A 15,959-nucleotide genomic window follows, 5' to 3' on the forward strand; every position below is an offset into this window, starting at 1 on the left:
CGACCGTCCGCGGACGGACCACGGCCTCCCGCCCGGTGGGACCCTTTCGCCGGGCGGGAGGCCGCTCGCGTGGGGGGGCCTTGGCGCGGCGCGCGGACCTTGATGCGTACGTCTCACCGACCGCCGTCCCCGCGCCGGAAGGCCCCTTCCCGGCCGCTCCCCGGTGGATGACGTGCCGTCATGGGAAAGGGTGGGGAACGGCCCTGACCTCCGATGCGGGCAGTGCGTCCGGGCGCCGTCCGGCGTCACGCAGCCCGGTTCGCAGCCGCGGCATCAGCAGGGCCCGCTGCCGGGACCAGCCGAAGTCGAGCGGCAGGATGCCCGGGACGACCATGGCCACCGTGTGCAGCCCCATCCGGCGCTGCTCCGGTGTCGTCTGGTCCACGACGACGACGTCATGGCCGGCGCCGGTGATCCGCCGTACGAGGAAGCGCACGTCGTCACGGAGGTCGTCGGTCCCCGGCCGCATCGAGGCCGTCCATTCGCGGAACGCGGCCTCGAGCGGCAGCAGTCCGGCAGGCTCCAGGAACTCCTGTGCGTGGGATGCCATTTCGGGCAGGCCGAACAGCTGGGCGTGGTCCTTGAGGTGGAGCACCCTGGTGTAGTCACGGGCCATTTGGAGCAGTTCGCCGCGACGCTCGGCCACCTGGTGCGGCAGGTGCGGGATGTACGTGAGCACCTCGGAGAGGGCGGACTCCACGGTCTCCTCGGGGTCGAACCCGGCCGCCGCCCCGAAGGACAGCGTCCCGGGGCCGCCGTCGCGGCGGACGGCGAGCGCGGTGACCACGGGCACGGCGAGGTCCATGGTGGTGTCGTAGGCGTGGACGTCGTAGCCGTGCAGCGCCGCCCGGTCGATCATGGCGCGGATCGCGGTGCGCCGGCAGGTGCGGAGGTCGATCGCGGTGAGCCGGGCGCGCCCGTACCAGGCCAGCAGGAAGGCGTCGCGTTCGACGAGCTCCAGCAGGGCGAAGAGGATCGCCTCCGCCGGACTGCCCCCGGTCGCACATCCGTTGGAGCACTCGAAGACGAAGTTGTCCGCGTCCACTCCCGCGCTGTAGTGGGCGAGGCGGGCGGGGACGAGCACCGGCCGGTCGTCGCGCAGCGAGTGGCCCCAGACCCAGGGGATCTCCCGGGCCGGGTCGAAGGGGCTGACGAGCGGGTCGCTCGCATAGGTCTCGGGGGCGTAGAGGCCGCGGACCGCGGGGTCGAGGGCGGGGGTGCCATCGGCGACCAGGGCGTCGTACGAGGCCGTCACGGGGGTGGTGCCGCGGCGGCGGTGGGTGCCCGCGTAGCGTTCCAGACCTTCCAGATGCGCCAGCGTACGGCTTGCGGCATAGCTGTTGGCCTGGCCGCTCCAGGTGACGTCGTTGAGACCGGCGTAACCGCGGACGAAGTTGGTGCCGGCGACGGGCGCGGTGGTGGTCGAGGCGGGGTTGATCCAGGTGCGGGCGCCGAGTGCCCCGCAGACCGGGTTGGCGAGCGCCTGTTCGGGGAGCGCGTACGAGGAGGCGGGACGCAGCCGGTAGCGGCCGGGGTCCGGTTTGGCGGTGGGCAGCAGCGTGGTCCGGGCGGCGTCCGCGGTCTCGGGGACCGTCGTGACGCAGGACGGACACAGGGGTTCGGGCAGGAGGGGGACGGTCACGGTCGCGAGGGTCCCGAGGTCGACGCGGGTGACCTGCGGCAGGGCGCGGTCGGCCGGGGCCGTGGCCGGCGGGGTGAGGCGTCCGCCGAGGGCCGCCCGGTAGACGGCCCACACCGCGTCGACGGCGTACGGGGTGAGCAGCGGCCAGGCCGCGGCTCCGTGCGGCGGTCGGCCCCGTTCGAGTGCCTCGCGTTCGGAGCGGCCGCGTAGTCGCTGCCAGCGCATGGCGAGGCACTGGCCGCACGCCGGTCCACGGGCGCCGCCCCACGGCCCGATCAGGGCGGCGCGCGCGGTCAGCTGGACGTTCGCCCGGGGGCGTGTCGCCGCGTACGGGTCGGGGGCGCCCGTGCCGAGGACGTCGGCGGCACCGAGCGGCACGACGAGCGGTACGGGGAGGCCGGCGTCGCCGAGTGCCGCACGGCGAGCGGCGAGCGCGTCTTGGAGGTGGCCGGTGGCTCGTCCCAGCGGTGGTGCGGCGGGGGCCGCGGCGGCGGTCGTCATGCCCTGTCGCTCCAGCGGAACGTCCTGACGGCCACGGCGCCGAACACCACGGCGAAGCCTGCCAGCACACCGCAGTCGAGGAGGATGCCGCCGGTGCTGCCGTCCGTGAGCGCGCCGGAGACGCCGTCGTTGAGGTAGCGCAGGGGCAGCGCCCGGGAGAGGCTCTGCATCCAGTCCGGCATCATGTCCAGCGGGAGGAAGGAACCGGACAGGAACGCCATCGGGATCATCAGGCAGTTGGCGACGGCGGCGACGGCCTCGGGGGTCCTCGCGTAGGAGCCGACGATCACTCCCAGCATCAGGAAGGCCGTGATGCCGAGGAGGAGCACGGGCAGCGCCAGCGGCCAGCTCCCGGAGACGCGCAGACCGAAGAACGGCAGCATGGCCACGGCGACGAACAGCACGGCCTGCACGAGTCCGACGGCGACCGCCAGCACGTAGCGGGAAGCGATCACCGCGGTGACGGGTGTCGGAGTCATCCGGATGAGACGCAGGATGTCGTCGCGGCGCCACTGCATCAGGACGAACGCGACCCCGAAGACGGCGGCGTTGCCGACGCCCCAGGCGAGCACGCCGGGGGCGATGTGGTCGATGTACGGACGGCCGCTCTGCTCGACGGTCTGACCACCGAAGATCAGGCCGAAGACGACGAGGAACAGCAGGGGGAAGGCGAAGGTGAAGAAGAGCGTGGTCCGGTCCCGGGTGTAGGCCCGGTATCCGGCCGTGGTCAGCGCGGCGTAGGCGCTCATGGCGGAGGTCTCCGTGGTTCGTGGCCGACGGTCGGCGCCGGCGGGACGCGGTGTCGGGAGGACTGACTCGGTGGGGGCGGGAAGCGGTAGCGGGAGGGCCGGCTCGGTGGCGTGGGAAGCGGTAGCGGGAGGCGTGGCCCGGGCGGGATGGGATCGGGGTGCGCGGGCGGGTCACGCGCCGGGGTCGGCCGCGCCGGTCAGCTGGAGGTAGACGTCCTCCAGGCCGGCCGTGCGCGTGCGGACGCCCCGGAGTCCGGCGAGGGCGTCGACGGCCTGGAGGACGCTCCCGGCGTCGAGGGTCTCCAGGACCACCGAGTCGCCTTCGAGGGTGGCCCGTTCGACACCGGGGATGCCCCGGGCGGTCTCCAGGTCGAGTCGTTCGGCGGGAACGAGCAGCCGGGTGGTGGGGCTGCCCAGCTCGATCAGCCGGCCGGGGCTGTCCAGCGCGGCGACACGGCCGTCGACGAGGATCGCCACCCGGTCGCACAACTCCTCGGCCTCGTCGAGGTGGTGGGTGGTGTAGACGATGGTGCGGCCTGCGCCCTTGAGGTCGCGCAGCACCTGCCACAGCGCCCTGCGGGCCTGCGGGTCGAGGGACGCGGTCGGCTCGTCGAGGAAGATCAGTTCGGGTTCGTGGACGAGTGCGGAGGCGATGGCGAGCCGCTGCCGCTGCCCGCCGGAGAGGTCGTCGACACGGGTACCGCCCTGCTCGGTGAGTCCGACGGAGGCCAGCGCGCGCTCGGCGGCGGCGTCGTCCCTGCGGTACAGGGCGGCCACGGTGCGCAGATGTTCCCGGGCGGTGAGCCGGACGAAGAAGGCGGAGGACTGGGTCTGCACGCCGACGCGTGAGAGAAGTGCCGGGTTCCTCGGCCAGGGGCTGTGCCCGAGGACGGTGACGGTGCCCGAGTCGGCGCGGCGCTGGCCCTCCACGATCTCCACGAGGGTGGTCTTTCCCGCGCCGTTGGGCCCGAGCAGTCCGAAGAACTCACCCCGTGGGACGGTCAGGGACACGCCGTCGACGGCCTGCACGGCACCGTAGCGCTTGTGCACTGCGTCCAGGACGACGGCCGGGCCGTCCTGCGGGCCGGCGGTGGGGGGCATGGAACTCTCCTTCGGTGGAAGCGGATCGCGGCCGGAAGCCGTCATGGTGCGGTGGTGAGGTAGTGGTGGGCGACCGCCGAAACGGCGGCCGCGAGCAGGACGAGGGTGAGTGCCACGGTCGCGGTGTAGGCGGCGTAGGCGCGGCGGGCGCGCCGCGGGTAGCGCGCGGCGGCCGGGGAGCGCCGGAGCAGGAGCCCCAGATACACGGCCGTGGAGGCGGCGAGCCCGGTGGCGCCCAGGAGTTGGGCGACGATCCTGTACCCGTCGAGGGGAGGCAGTGGGAGGAGCATCGTGAACGCCTGGACGCTGCCCAGCAGGAGCAGGGCGCCGAGCGCCTGCCGGGTGGTGTGGTCGAGGGGGGCGAGCGCCCAGACGGCGAAGAACGGCAGGAGGAACAGCAGGTTCGCCGCGGCGCCCGCGCCTGCGGTGGCGATTCTGCCGCGCCGGCCGGGCAGATGGAGGAAGTCGTCCACGGTGCAGTACATGATGACCACCGGAAGGCGCCAGCGCAGCCCTATCTCGGACACGCGTCCGCCCTGATGGTGCGCGAGCACTCCGTGGGCGAGTTCGTGCAGCGCGGTGCTCAGCCACAACAGGGTGGCGACCGCGAGGAGGAGCGCCGGGGCGGTGAACAGGGCGGCGGCGCCGTCGAGCAGTTCACCGATGCGCAGCAGCAGGGTGGCCTCCATGAGGACGGTCAGTGCCAGCATCGGCAGCAGCGCGGCCGGTGAGAGCAGGTGCCGGGTGACGCGGTGCAGCCGGGCTGCGGTCGCGTTTGCGTCGGCGACGAGGCGGACGCTGCCGCGCAGCAGCCCGCGGCCGCTCCCGGCACGGGGCTCCGTGCCGGGAGCGGCCGCGGAGGCGGATCCGGCCGGTGAACCGGCGACGGGGGCGGGTCCGGTGCCGGGTGCGGGGTCGCCCGGCGCATCGGCGGGCCCGGTGCGGCCCGCCAGGAGTTCACGCGTGCCGAGCAGCGACAGCAGGGAACGCCAGTGGGAGTCGCCCAGACGCCGCCCGAACCGTCCCGCGTAGTCGGCCCCGATCTCCTCCACGGTCCGGGTGCCGTCCATCCGGGAGATCAGGAAGTGCTCCCGCGGGCCGATCTTGAAGGACCGCCCGCTCCCGGTGTTCTTGATCAGGTGGACGAGGTCCGGTCCGTGGAGCAGGGGCTCACTGAGGAGCACCCCGGGGCGGAGTGCGGGACGGTAGCGCGCCGGGACGGGTGGGACGGTCACGGCGTACCCCCGGGCGCGGGTTCACGCAGGGCGCGGCCGAGTACGTGCGCGAGGTACGCCTCGTCCCTGATGGTGACGTGCAGACGGTTGTTGGTCATGTGCATGTACGGGGACAGGAGCAGCGGGAGCGCGGCCGCCGGGTCGGTGACCCGCTCGTCGCGCACGCCGTCCCAGGAGCGGAACACCAGGTCGCCGTCGGCGGCCAGCTTCTCGGCGCGGGCGCGCAGTTCGGCGCAGTGCTCCGCCCACCCGGCCAGGAACGACGGCAGCCTGCCCGGCGCCCCGTCGCGGGTGGCGGAGCGTACGCGGGCGAAGTGCGCCGCCAGCGAGGGGGCCATGGCGGCGTAGTTGCGGTCGTACTCCTCGCTGCCGATGAACCCCGTGCCCGGGAAGGCCCGGTGCCAGAAGGTGTAGTAGCTGTCCAGGTAACCGGCGAGTTCGGTGTCCCCGTGGAGGAAGGTGCCGGACATGACCATCATCAGCTGCGCGGACGTGCCGAGGAGCACCGTGCGCAGATGCAGGTTCTTGGTACGGAAGGCGTCGACGACGAGATCGCTGGAGTGCCGGAAGTGCCATTCGGCGAGGGCGACTCCGGCGGGCCCGCCGTACTTGCCGTACTCGGGCTCGTACGGTTCCGCGCTGCGGGAGTTGTTCGGACGCAGCCGCATCCGGCCCTGGTCGTCGGTGTAGTGGCCGCGCTCGGCGCCGGGGAACTCGATGTCGAACAGCGTGTTGTAGAAGTCGTTGAGGAAACCGGAGTCCACCTCGTAGAGGGCCGGGCGCTCGGCGAGGAAGGCGTCCACGGCCTCCTCGGTACGGCGCCGCACCTCCGCCGCGGTCCCCGCCGAAGAGGGCTTCAGCCGCAGTCGGACGTGCGGTCCCTCCAGCCAGTAGTTGATGAAGAACCAGCCGGATATCAGCCCGTCGGCCTCCAACTCCGCCACCAGCGGCCGGATGCACTGGAGGAGCATGGGCCGGGGATTGGCGGCGTAGAAGACGTGGGTGGCCTGCCAGTCGTGGGCGGCGGCGGGTGCGGGGGCCGGGTGCGCGGCGGACGCCGGAGCCTCGGCGGAGGGCGGGCTCGCGACGGCCGGGGGGGCGACGGCGAGGACCGCGCCCCCGGCGGGCACCGGGCCCGGTACCGACGCGGAGACGGAGCCCGTGGCGGAGGGCTCCCGGGAGCCGGGGACGGGCCGTTCGCTGTCGGAGGGGGGCCGGCCGGCGGCGGTCGTGCTCATCGTCGTCCCTTCGGTCGGGTGGGGACGGCCGTGGTCTCCACGGCCAGTTCGGCGACATGGCGGCCCCGCGCGGACGACACGTGCAGTCCGCTTTCGTCGGGCAGCATCTCGCGGAGGACCACACGGGCCTCCGACGTCCTGAGCGTGCCCTCGAACGCGGCCAGGGACAGCGGGCTGTCGAGGTCGACGTACTGCGGCTTGGCCCCGGTCGCGCCGCGCGCCCCGCCGTCCGTGACGGTGGCGAAGACCCGGTCGGGCAGTCCGTGGGCGCGCCGGAACGCGTGCCACCCCAGGAACCACTCCTCCTGCGTCGCACCCCCGCTGTGCAACGGAAGGGCGGAGGCGGGGGCGCTCCAGCTGCGCCGGCTGAGCACGACACCGCCGTGCCGCACCCGTGGTCTGCGGGTGACCCCGCCGACGGGATCGCTCTCGGGAACGCCGCCCCACACGTTCAGCGGGGACATGGAGCTGGGCGAGAGCAGCAGCAGGGTGCGGGGCAGCTCCGGCAGCGCGAGCGGTACGAGGTAGCCGAGATACACGGGGACGACCTCGCGGCCGAGCCGGGCGGACCGCAGGACGAGCCGGTCCTCGGTCTCGTCGTGCACCAGATGCAGATCGTCGAGGTGGAGGCCGTACGGCCCGGGCGGGCCGGCGCTCTCGCCCGGGCAGACGATCTCGTACTCGGTCAGCCGGCCGTGGAGGTTGAGGTTGCTGGTGACCGGGCCGCCGGTGACCTCGGCCAGCACGGCGCCTTCCGGGCAGAGTTCGCCGGCGCGGTGCAGCAGCCGCTCCTCCAGTCCTTCGAAACCGTGGGCGAAGCGGCTGAACGGGAACGAGACGCCTCCGTAGGAGCGGTTGAGCACCGCCAGAGGCTCTCCCCCGCGCGGAACGGCGAGCTGGACGTGATGGCTCAGCGGCATGAACGGCGGTGTGATCGGGTCGAGTTCACCGGCGACCTCGGCGAGCAGGGTCTCCCCGACGACGAGGTCGCCACCGCCCTCGTGGTTCTCCCACAGGGCGCGCATGCCCTCGGCGAACGTCTGCCGGGCGTTGTCGAGCGCCTTGAGCTGCGGCAGTCCCAGCCAGTTCTCCTCCGGGACGTACCGTCCCTCGGAGTCGAAGGGGGTGCGCCGGGAGGTGAACGAGATGTACTGGTCGAAGAAGTCCTCGTGGAAGTCGTGGACGAGTTTCAGCAGGTCGTCGCAGCGTCCGCCGCGGCCGTGGCGGGCGACGAAGAAGCCCTTGAAGGTGATGCGCTGCGGCAGGGTGAGGTCGAAGGCGGGCAGGACGCGTTCGACGGCGCCCAGCGCCCCGGCGACGGACCGCGTCCAGAGGTCCAGGGGCAGCCGTACGTCCCGGCCGGCGGCGACGTCCTCGTACAGCACCGTCTGCGGCACCCTGCCGCGCGCGGCGCCCAGTTCCGTCTGCACGGCCCGCAGGTCCTCCCGCAGCCCGTCGAGCAGTTCGCGGCGGTCGCGCGGTGCCTCGGCGGCGAAACGGTCCAGGCGGGCGAGCGGTGTGCCGAGACGGCCGGCGAGTTCGGAGGCCCAGTCGCTGCCGAGGGCGCGGAGCGAGTCCTGGAAGGCCCGCAGCGGATCGATGTCGTGGACGCCGGTGCGCAGTCCCGGGACCTGGACCATGCCGATGTCGAGGAGGGCGGTCAGGTACTGCTCCGCCTCGACGGCGGTGGCGCCGCGGTCGGCGGCCAGCCAGGCGGCGAGTTCGCCGTGGCGGAGGCTGCCGCGGTCCTCGAGCAGCGCGATGAGCCGCTCCAGGGTGCCGCTGCGGCGCAGGAAGAACAGCCGGTCCTGGACGGCGTCGAAGGTGACGGCGGTGTCCTCCTCACCGGAGGTGGTCCAGCGGCGCACATAGCGCACCCGGTCACCGACCCGGCCCCAGCCGGGCGCGAGGGCCAGTGGCAGATCGGCGCGCCGGGCGGGGTCGGAGGTGACCGCCTCGGCGAGCCTGCCGAGAGCGGCCACGTTGAGCCGGGCGCGGCCGGTCCACTCGTCGTCGACACGGACGGCCAGCGCGTCGTGGGCACCGGGGAACGGACCGTCGTCGCCGCGCGGGCGGGGTCCGGCGTCCGCACGAGGGGCCGAACGGCCCACGGGGTACGGGGCCGCCCCCTCGCCGGAGCACGGGGCCGGATCGTCGCCGCACCACCGAGCCGCACCCTCCCCGGAACGCCGCCCAGGGTCCCCGCCGGAACTCCGTGCCGCACCCTCCCCGGAACGCCGCGCGAGGTCCGCGCCGGCCGCCGGAGTCCCGCCCGGTGCCATTCCGTCCATCGTGAACTCCCCCGGCACCACGCCGGTGAAGGTGCTGAACGGACTCGTCTTGCACGCCGTGCGGTACAGATACGCCAGCAGCGAGCGCTCGATCTTGCGGTCCCTCTTCCCCGGCGCACGGTGCGGATCGGCGGCCAGCCGGCGCTGCCAGTCGTCGAGTTGCGCATCCAGCGTGGGGGACGCCAGCAGCAGACCGCCGCGCAACCGCGGCTCCCCCGCCAGTCGGCCGAGGGCTGCCCGGGCACGGGCCGTCTCCCGGGCGAGCAGAGCCGCGCCTTCGGCCCTGCGCCCGTCGAGAGCCCGGCGGTCGGTGAGCCAGCGCTCCAGCATCCGCGCGGTGTCCGGGTCCTGTGCACGGACCTGCGCGAGCGCGATGTCCGCGTCCCTGGGCAGCCGGTTGTTGAACACCGCACGGCGCACGGCGAGCAGCAGGCGCCGGGACGACTCGTCGTCGTTGTGTCCGATCAGCCCGTGCAGCAGACCGCCGAGGCGCGTACCCTCGACGGCCAGCCGCTCGGTCTCGATGAGCACGTCGTCGGCCCAGCGGCGGCTCGCCGGGCAGCGGAGTCGGCGCACGCTGTCGACGGGCAGCCCGGCGACGCGGAGCATGAACGGCATCGTGGTCTCCACCCTTCCGGTGCCCATCGGTCAGACGATCTCGTGACGGAAGTCGGCCGGACCGGGCCGTTCATTGCCGAGCATCATGATCAGCAGGGGTGCCTCTCCGGTGCTTTCGAGGCCGAGTTCCTCGATGTACGAGATGTTGTCGAAGCCGAGCGCTGCGCCGCAGCCGACGCCGAGTGCGGAGGCGGCGGTGTAGACGCTCTGCGAGATCGCGCCGACCACCGCGTTGGCGATGCGGTAGCCGCGGTCGCCGACGGCATCGAGCACGGCACGGGTGCGGACGGTCGGCACGAGGACCGCGCCGGTCTGCTCCAGGTTGTAGTTGGCCAGGAAGTAGTTCCTCTGGAGGAAGGTGCCGGGCGGCCCGGCCTTCACCAGCCGCAGGGTGTGTGCGGCCGCGTCGTAGGAGTAGGTGCCGGGGGCGATGCCCTCGGTGTGGCCGACGAAGGCGTACAGACCGGCGATCGGGGTGGTACCGGTGCCGGTGTCACCGCCGAGGGACGCGCCGGCGGCCGCGGCTGCCAGGCAGGACGCCAGCTGTTCGGCGCTCAGGGGCCGCGCGGCGTCGAAACGGCCGAAGCTGCTGCGGCGGTCGCGCATCGCGGTGCGCACATCGGCGTCCAGCGCCGGCGGCGCGGGCAGCGGGACCGCCGGCAGCCCGGGGTCGGGGACGGGTGCGGCCGCGGGGGCGAGCGCCCCGGCCGCCGGCCGCCGGGCGGCGTGCTCCTCCGTCGTCTCCTGCATCCTCGTGACGGCGTCGAAGGCGAGGACGGTGCGCGAGCGTTCGAGGTCGCGGCGGCGGACGGCCGCCGTGGACGCCGGCGGGGCGGGCCTGGCCCGCGCACCCTGCCAGCGCAGCGGTACGACGGCGAACACCCCCTCGTCCTGCGTGCGGATCCCCAGCAGCCGGGCGAGCCGCTGCTCGTCGAACCACATCAGCGGCTCGACGGAGAGACCCTGTGCCCTGGCCCAGATCCGCCATGTCTGCACGACGGTGCCGACGTCCATCGTGACGGCGTGGAAGGAGAAGGAGTTGTACTTGAACGCGTTCTGCCAGTACTTGACGCCGAGCACGAGGAACTGGTCCGTTCCGGCGGCCCGTTCGGCGGCGGATGCCGGTCCGCCGGTCACCGGGGGCTCACCCGCAGCGGCGGAAACGGCGGACGACGCGGACACGGCGAACGCGCCCGGCCCGGCCGGCTCCCCCGGCGTGGTGGGAACCCCCGGCGTGGTGGGCGCCGGTTCGCCGAGTGCCTCGCGCACCTCACCGGAGACCTCGCCGGTGAGGAGGCGCTGCATGGCGTGGTGCCGGGTCGCGTAGTAGTGCACACCGGGCGGCAGGGGGCCGCTCGGCCCGGACACCCAGTAGATGCTCACGGGGTAGAGGCCGCCACCGGACGCGGTACCGCGGGACCAGTTGGCGAGCGGGTGGAACGGCAGCGCGCCGAGGTCGGTGTTGGCCTGGACGCCGAGCCGGCGCCCCGTGAGACCGTAGGAGTCCCGCAGCATGCCGGACAGGGCCGGCAGGTCGAACGCTCGCTCGGGGCCGTCATGGGCCGGGGCCAGTCCGCGGCCCACCGTCGCGCCGGACGGCATGGTGTGACCGGGCAGCGGCACGGTGTCGGCACCCGGATAGAACTTGGTCTTCCGCGGACCGTCCGCCCAGTCCGGGACGAAGTCCGCCGGCGGCATGGGGACCCTGCCCCTCCGCATGATGGCGGCGGCGTAGTCATGGGCGTACCCCATGGTGTGCCCTGCTTTCTTGGTCGTGGGGTGCCGGGCCGGGCCCGGTCAGGGGAAGGGATGCGGCGCGGGGTTGAGGTCGGCGGGGGTGAGGTCGTGTGCCCGCAGGCCGGCTTCCCGCAGGGCCGTGCGCATCCGGGGCATGCCGAGGGCGCGCTGTCGGCTCCAGCCGAAGTCGATGGGCAGCAGGCCGGGTACGAGGACGCTGACGGTGCGCAGTCCGAGCCGGCGCTGCTCGGGCATCGTCTGGTCCACGACGACCACGTCGAATCCGGCGCCGGTGACCGCGTCGAGACAGCGGACGAGGTCGTCGCGCAGATCGTCGGAGACGGGCGGCACCGAGCCGTCACCGTACAGCTCCTCCATCGCGATCCGGGGCGGGCGGGGTTCGCCGGGCTCGCCCAGGAGGAAACGGGCGTGGCGTCCCATCTCCGGGATGCCGTAGACGAGCGGGTGGTCGTGGAGGGCGGCGACCCGGTCGAAGTCCTCGGCCATGGCACGCAGCCGCGGCTCGTCGCGTTCGGTGCGGCCCTGCAGGTTGACGGCATCGGTGGCGATCTCGCACAGCGCTCCGGCGAGCGCGGCCTCGGGGTCGAGCCCGGCGCCCGCGCCGAAGCACATCCGGCCGGGTCCGCCGTCGTGTCGCACGGCGACGCCGGTGACGACGGGTACGGGGAAGGAGATGCGGGTGTCGAAGAACCGGGCCTCGTACCCGTACATCTCCAGCCGCTCCACCATGTGGCGGGTGGCGGGGCGGGTGCTGGTGCGGGGGTCGAGTTCCGGGAGGCGTGCCTGCCCGTACCAGGTGAGGAGGAAGGCGTCCCGCTCGACGACCTCCATGAGCCCGAAGTAGACGGCCTCCTCCAGACAGCCGCCGGAGGCACAGCCGTTGGAGCTCTCCTGGACGAACCGGTTCTCCAGGCCGGGAGTGTGGTAGTACGTCAGTACCTCGGGCACCAGGACGGGGCGTTGGTCGCGCAGCGACCAACCCCACACCCAGGGGATCTCGCGATCGGGGGTGAACGGTCCGACCCTCGGGTTGGCCCGGTGGAAGTCGTCGGAGTAGAGCCCGCACACGCGTGGGTCGACGGCGTGGGCACCGCGGGCCCGCAGCCCGTCGAGCGAGCCCGTCACGCGGGCGCGCTTGGCACGCGGGCGCATCCCGGCGTACCGCTCCAGCCCTTCCAGTACGCCGATGCGGACGCTGTGGCCGAAGCTGTCGGCGTGTCCGCCCCAGAACGTCTCGCGGAGGTAGTCGCCGGACCGCATGGAGAAGCAGCCGATGGTGGCGGAGGTGGACGTGGACGACACGTCGTGGACGACGGACGGCCCGAGCGCGCCGCACAGCGGGTTGGCGAACGGCTCGACGGTCAGGCCGTAGTCGCCGATGTCGCGGACCCGGAAGCTGTCCGGGCGGACCTTGGGCGCGGGAAGGAGGGCGAGGGCGGCGGCCTCCGGGGTGTCCTCTTCCGGCACCGCGCAACGTGGGCACTCCGGATCGGGCACCAGCGGGTAGTGACGTACCGTCAGGGACCGTAGGTCCACGAGGTGCACGGGCGGGAAGAGGCCGGTACGGGGGCCTGGACCGGCGACGAGGCCCGCGACCAGGGCGGCGAGCGCGTCCGCGGCGAACGGCGTGACGTACGGGAGCCGGCCCGCGGCCCTGGTGCCGGAGCCCAGCTCCAGCGCCTCCCGCAGGGCCACCGACCGCACGGCCTGCCAGCGCCGCTCCAGGCAGTGAGCGCAGGGGCGGCGGGACTCCCCGTCGCGGCCGGATCCGAGAGGCCCGAGGAGGGCGTGGTGGCCGTACACCCGGACGGTCACGGGGGGTTCGGTCCCGGCGGCGCGGGGGGCGTCCGGCCCGGCCGCGGCACGGAGGGCGTCCACCCCTGCCTCGGCGCGGGGGGCGCCGGCCCCGGCCACCGCCCGCGGGTCCTCAGGTCCGGCCGTCGTCCGCACGGCGTCCCGCCCGGCCGCGTCGGTCACGGCCGGGGCGAAGGCGTCGCGCACGCCCAGGGCGGCGACGTCGGGCCGAGCACGGATGCCGTGCCGGGCGAGCGCGGGGCCCAGGAGGAAGGCCAGTTCCTCGCAGGACCGGTCACGGGCCGTGGCCGGGGAGTCCGGCGGAGTGGTTGTCGGTGCGGTCGCGGCAGTTGCGGGCGCGGTGGTGGTCGGGCCTTGCGACGCAGCGGGCGCGGTGGTGGTCGGGATCGCGGCAGTCGCGGGCGCCGACGCCTGCACGGCCGTCGTGGACGCACTCACGACGGTCGCGGGCGTGTTCGTGTCAGCGGGCATCGGTGCCGTTTCCCCGGCCCCGAGTGAGCAGGACACGTGCGGTGGCGATGCCGCCGGCGGGCAGATCGCCCGGGGTGGTCGGGACGTACAGCGCGTCCCGACCACCCGCACGCAGCCGGTCGAGGACGGCGTCGAACGTCGTACCGGGGGCGCCGGCCGGTACGGGCCCGTCCGTGGCGGTGAGGGTGCCCGCGGCCAGTTCGGGGACGAGCGGATCTCCGGTGTCGACCGCGCACCCGGAGTCGTCGGCGGTCAGCTGGACCGCGCCCAGCAGATCCCGCAGGGCGGCGCAGCACGCCTCCCTGCGGGAGAGACCGGCGGCGACGGCCCAGCGCGCGGCCGGTCCGCCGGCCTCGCGGGCGAGCACGGCGGCGCAGCCGGTGCGTGCGTCCTCGCCGAGGTCGAGCAGGTGCGCCTCGATTCCCAGGTTGACCGCGGACTTGAGCAGGAAGACGAGTTCGGGGTCGTCGTCCGGTGCCACCGTCGCGGTCCGGGCCGTCCCGCGCAGCGCGCACAGCAGGGCGTCGTGGGCGACGGCCGACAGCAGACCGCTTCCCGCCGCCTCTCCGTCGGTGCCGCCGGAGCCCGCTCCGGCGGAGGTCGCGAGGACGATCCGCTCGCGGTTGTACGCGCCGAACGGCCGTACGGCGGCGGCCGGCACCTTCACGCGTTCGCCGGTGAGCAGCGACGTGGCCGGAACCCAGGCGGCGACCTCCGATGCCGTCGCGGTGCCGGCCCCGGTGGTGAGTGCGGCCGGTGCCACGGCGGGCAGGTCCGCCCCGGCGCCGGCCAGGAGCCGTACCGGAACGACGTGCTCGACGTACGTCTCGGCAGCCAGGCGCAGCGCCCGCGTCCGGGCCCCGGCGAGGTGGTGCACGTCGAAGGCGGCGATCGTGCGGCGTTCTCCCGGGGCGAGGGCGAGTTCGAGACGCGCGACCTTGAGCGGGGTCTGGGTCAGCGTCTCGTCGTCGAAGCGGGCGAAGACTCCGGCGAAGGCACCCACGAGGGCGGTGCTGGTGCGGTTGAGCGCGTCGACGGTGTCCTCGGCGTCACGCGCGGTCTCCACGCTCGCCGTGGCGGGGACGGCGAGCGCACCGGGCGGCCCGGACGTCGTCCCCGGCCTGCTGCCGGGCAGGACGCCGGTCGCGCTCTCCCCGGCGGTCCCGGTGGCGGGCCGTGGCCTCCCGGGGCCGCACAGCGAGCAGCGGGGGTGGGGCAGCAGGGGCTCGGCGACGACGTCGAGGGACTGGAGGTTCTGGAGCAGGACCTGCCGGTCCGTCTCGGCCGGCAGGGCTCCGGTGGCGATCCGGAAGATCTCGTAGGCGAGCAGATTCCCCGTCATGGCGGCGACGGGTCCGTCGAGCGGCCCCTCCCCGGCGGGGCGGCCGGGTTCGGCCGCGGCGCCCGCCACCTCGCTCCAGAGTGCGGCGGCCGCGCCGGCGTCGTGGTTGGCTCCGAGCCTGAGCAGGGCGCAGGACCAGCACCCGGTGGAACCCGCGGTGGCGAGCGGGCCGGTGACGGCCAGTTCGCCGAACGCCCACACGGGAATGAGGGTCTTGCCCTCGGGGACGCCGGCGGCCAGCAGTCGGTGGACGCGCCTCGCGGCACCCGCCCCGGTGACCACGACCGTGTCGTGGTCGGCGAGTTCCGGCCACTCGGGCTCGGCGGGGAGCCGGTCGGTGCGCACGGGACAGCCGTCGTCGACGGCTTCCGCCGCTTCTGCGGCCACCTCGGGGAAGTCAGCGGCGAGGGCGATCCTGGCGCAGCCGTTGCGGACCAGGCTCAGGGCGCACCAGCGGGCGACCGCGTCGTCGCCGAGCACCGCGACGGCGGTGTCCCGGAAGCGGCGGAAGCGCTCGGGGGCACGGTCGGTGTAGTGGTCGACGTAGGCGATCTGGGTGGCGTAGCGGCGTGCGGCCGCCTCACCCGGCCCGCTTCCCGGGTCGTCGTCGGTGAGCGGTACGTCCCGTGCGAAGTCGCGCTCGTAGAGGGTCCGGACCAGTTCGGCGGCCATCCCGCGCTGCGGGGCGCCGAATCCCGTGCACAGTTCGGCGAGGCTGTGGTCGCCGGTGAGGTGGGGCACCATCAGCGACGCGAACCGGTAGGCGGTCCGCCCGGTCAGATGGAAGCCGCCGTCGGCGTTGTGGAAGAGAACGCCGCCCGGAGTCTCGGTGAACAGCACGTCGCGGCGGATCCGGGGCCGTGTGGCGGCGAGCGTGTCGAACGGCGTACGGCCCGCGCGGGATTCCTCGGGGGCGCCGGCGCCCCCGTCGGCCCCCGTTCCGTCGGACGCCTCCGCGCCGTCGGCCGAGCCGGCGCCGTGCGGCGTCTTCGCTGCGTCCGGCGTCCCCGCGCCGTCGGCCGAGCCCGGGCCTTCGGCCGGGCCCGCTGCGCCCGGCGATCCCGTGGTATCCGATGTTCCCGCTCCGTCCGGCGATCCCACCGCATCCGGTGATCCCGTGTTCGCCACCGGGGCTGCGCCCTTCTTCGTGGAACCGGCTTCTCTTGCGTCGTCTGCTTCGATGACGTCGGTGGGCATG

Annotated in this window: 9 protein-coding genes; all 9 read right to left on the reverse strand. The window is 74.2% G+C overall.

Features of this window, described 5'->3' with window-relative positions; translation table 11 throughout:
* Positions 1 to 178: 178 nt before the first annotated feature.
* Entirely contained in the window at positions 179 to 2,143 is a 1,965-nt protein-coding gene (locus tag O7595_RS02785) for a TOMM precursor leader peptide-binding protein (RefSeq protein WP_269727120.1), read from the reverse strand.
* Positions 2,140 to 2,892: an ABC transporter permease gene (locus tag O7595_RS02790; RefSeq protein WP_269727121.1), complete on the reverse strand. Its 753-nt coding sequence runs from the start codon at positions 2,890 to 2,892 to the stop codon at positions 2,140 to 2,142. Before O7595_RS02790 ends, O7595_RS02785 begins: the two co-directional genes overlap by 4 nt.
* A 171-nt stretch (positions 2,893 to 3,063) precedes the next feature.
* Positions 3,064 to 3,993: an ABC transporter ATP-binding protein gene (locus O7595_RS02795; protein ID WP_269727122.1), complete on the reverse strand. Its 930-nt coding sequence runs from the start codon at positions 3,991 to 3,993 to the stop codon at positions 3,064 to 3,066.
* 41 nt (positions 3,994 to 4,034) lie between these two features.
* The gene (locus O7595_RS02800) at positions 4,035 to 5,228 is read right to left on the reverse strand and encodes a peptidase M50 (protein WP_269727123.1); all 1,194 of its coding nucleotides are present in this window, start codon (positions 5,226 to 5,228) and stop codon (positions 4,035 to 4,037) included.
* Positions 5,225 to 6,466, reverse strand: coding sequence for a lantibiotic dehydratase C-terminal domain-containing protein (locus O7595_RS02805; protein WP_269727124.1), 1,242 nt, complete (start codon positions 6,464 to 6,466; stop codon positions 5,225 to 5,227). Before O7595_RS02805 ends, O7595_RS02800 begins: the two co-directional genes overlap by 4 nt.
* Positions 6,463 to 9,402, reverse strand: a complete 2,940-nt coding sequence (locus O7595_RS02810) for a lantibiotic dehydratase (RefSeq protein ID WP_269727125.1) — start codon at positions 9,400 to 9,402, stop codon at positions 6,463 to 6,465. Before O7595_RS02810 ends, O7595_RS02805 begins: the two co-directional genes overlap by 4 nt.
* 3 nt (positions 9,403 to 9,405) lie before the next feature.
* Positions 9,406 to 11,127, reverse strand: a complete 1,722-nt coding sequence (locus O7595_RS02815; protein ID WP_269727126.1) for a nitroreductase family protein — start codon at positions 11,125 to 11,127, stop codon at positions 9,406 to 9,408.
* Positions 11,128 to 11,172: 45 nt separating this feature from the next.
* Positions 11,173 to 13,419 (reverse strand): TOMM precursor leader peptide-binding protein, encoded by a 2,247-nt coding sequence (locus O7595_RS02820; protein ID WP_269727127.1) that lies wholly within the window; start codon positions 13,417 to 13,419, stop codon positions 11,173 to 11,175.
* Positions 13,409 to 15,958: a TOMM precursor leader peptide-binding protein gene (locus tag O7595_RS02825; protein ID WP_269727128.1), complete on the reverse strand. Its 2,550-nt coding sequence runs from the start codon at positions 15,956 to 15,958 to the stop codon at positions 13,409 to 13,411. The genes O7595_RS02820 and O7595_RS02825 overlap by 11 nt, the downstream gene beginning before the upstream one ends.
* Position 15,959 lies beyond the last annotated feature (1 nt).

Origin of the sequence: Streptomyces sp. WMMC940, assembly GCF_027460265.1 — a bacterium.
Classification (GTDB): domain Bacteria; phylum Actinomycetota; class Actinomycetes; order Streptomycetales; family Streptomycetaceae; genus Streptomyces.

What these genes read in the sequence shown, in the direction of transcription:
- O7595_RS02785 (WP_269727120.1), bottom strand. Translation starts at nt 2,143, where the DNA reads ATGACGACCGCCGCCGCGGCCCCCGCCGCACCACCGCTGGGACGAGCC.
- O7595_RS02790 (WP_269727121.1), bottom strand. Translation starts at nt 2,892, where the DNA reads ATGAGCGCCTACGCCGCGCTGACCACGGCCGGATACCGGGCCTACACC.
- O7595_RS02795 (WP_269727122.1), bottom strand. Translation starts at nt 3,993, where the DNA reads ATGCCCCCCACCGCCGGCCCGCAGGACGGCCCGGCCGTCGTCCTGGAC.
- O7595_RS02805 (WP_269727124.1), bottom strand. Translation starts at nt 6,466, where the DNA reads ATGAGCACGACCGCCGCCGGCCGGCCCCCCTCCGACAGCGAACGGCCC.
- O7595_RS02810 (WP_269727125.1), bottom strand. Translation starts at nt 9,402, where the DNA reads ATGGGCACCGGAAGGGTGGAGACCACGATGCCGTTCATGCTCCGCGTC.
- O7595_RS02815 (WP_269727126.1), bottom strand. Translation starts at nt 11,127, where the DNA reads ATGGGGTACGCCCATGACTACGCCGCCGCCATCATGCGGAGGGGCAGG.
- O7595_RS02820 (WP_269727127.1), bottom strand. Translation starts at nt 13,419, where the DNA reads ATGCCCGCTGACACGAACACGCCCGCGACCGTCGTGAGTGCGTCCACG.
- O7595_RS02825 (WP_269727128.1), bottom strand. Translation starts at nt 15,958, where the DNA reads ATGCCCACCGACGTCATCGAAGCAGACGACGCAAGAGAAGCCGGTTCC.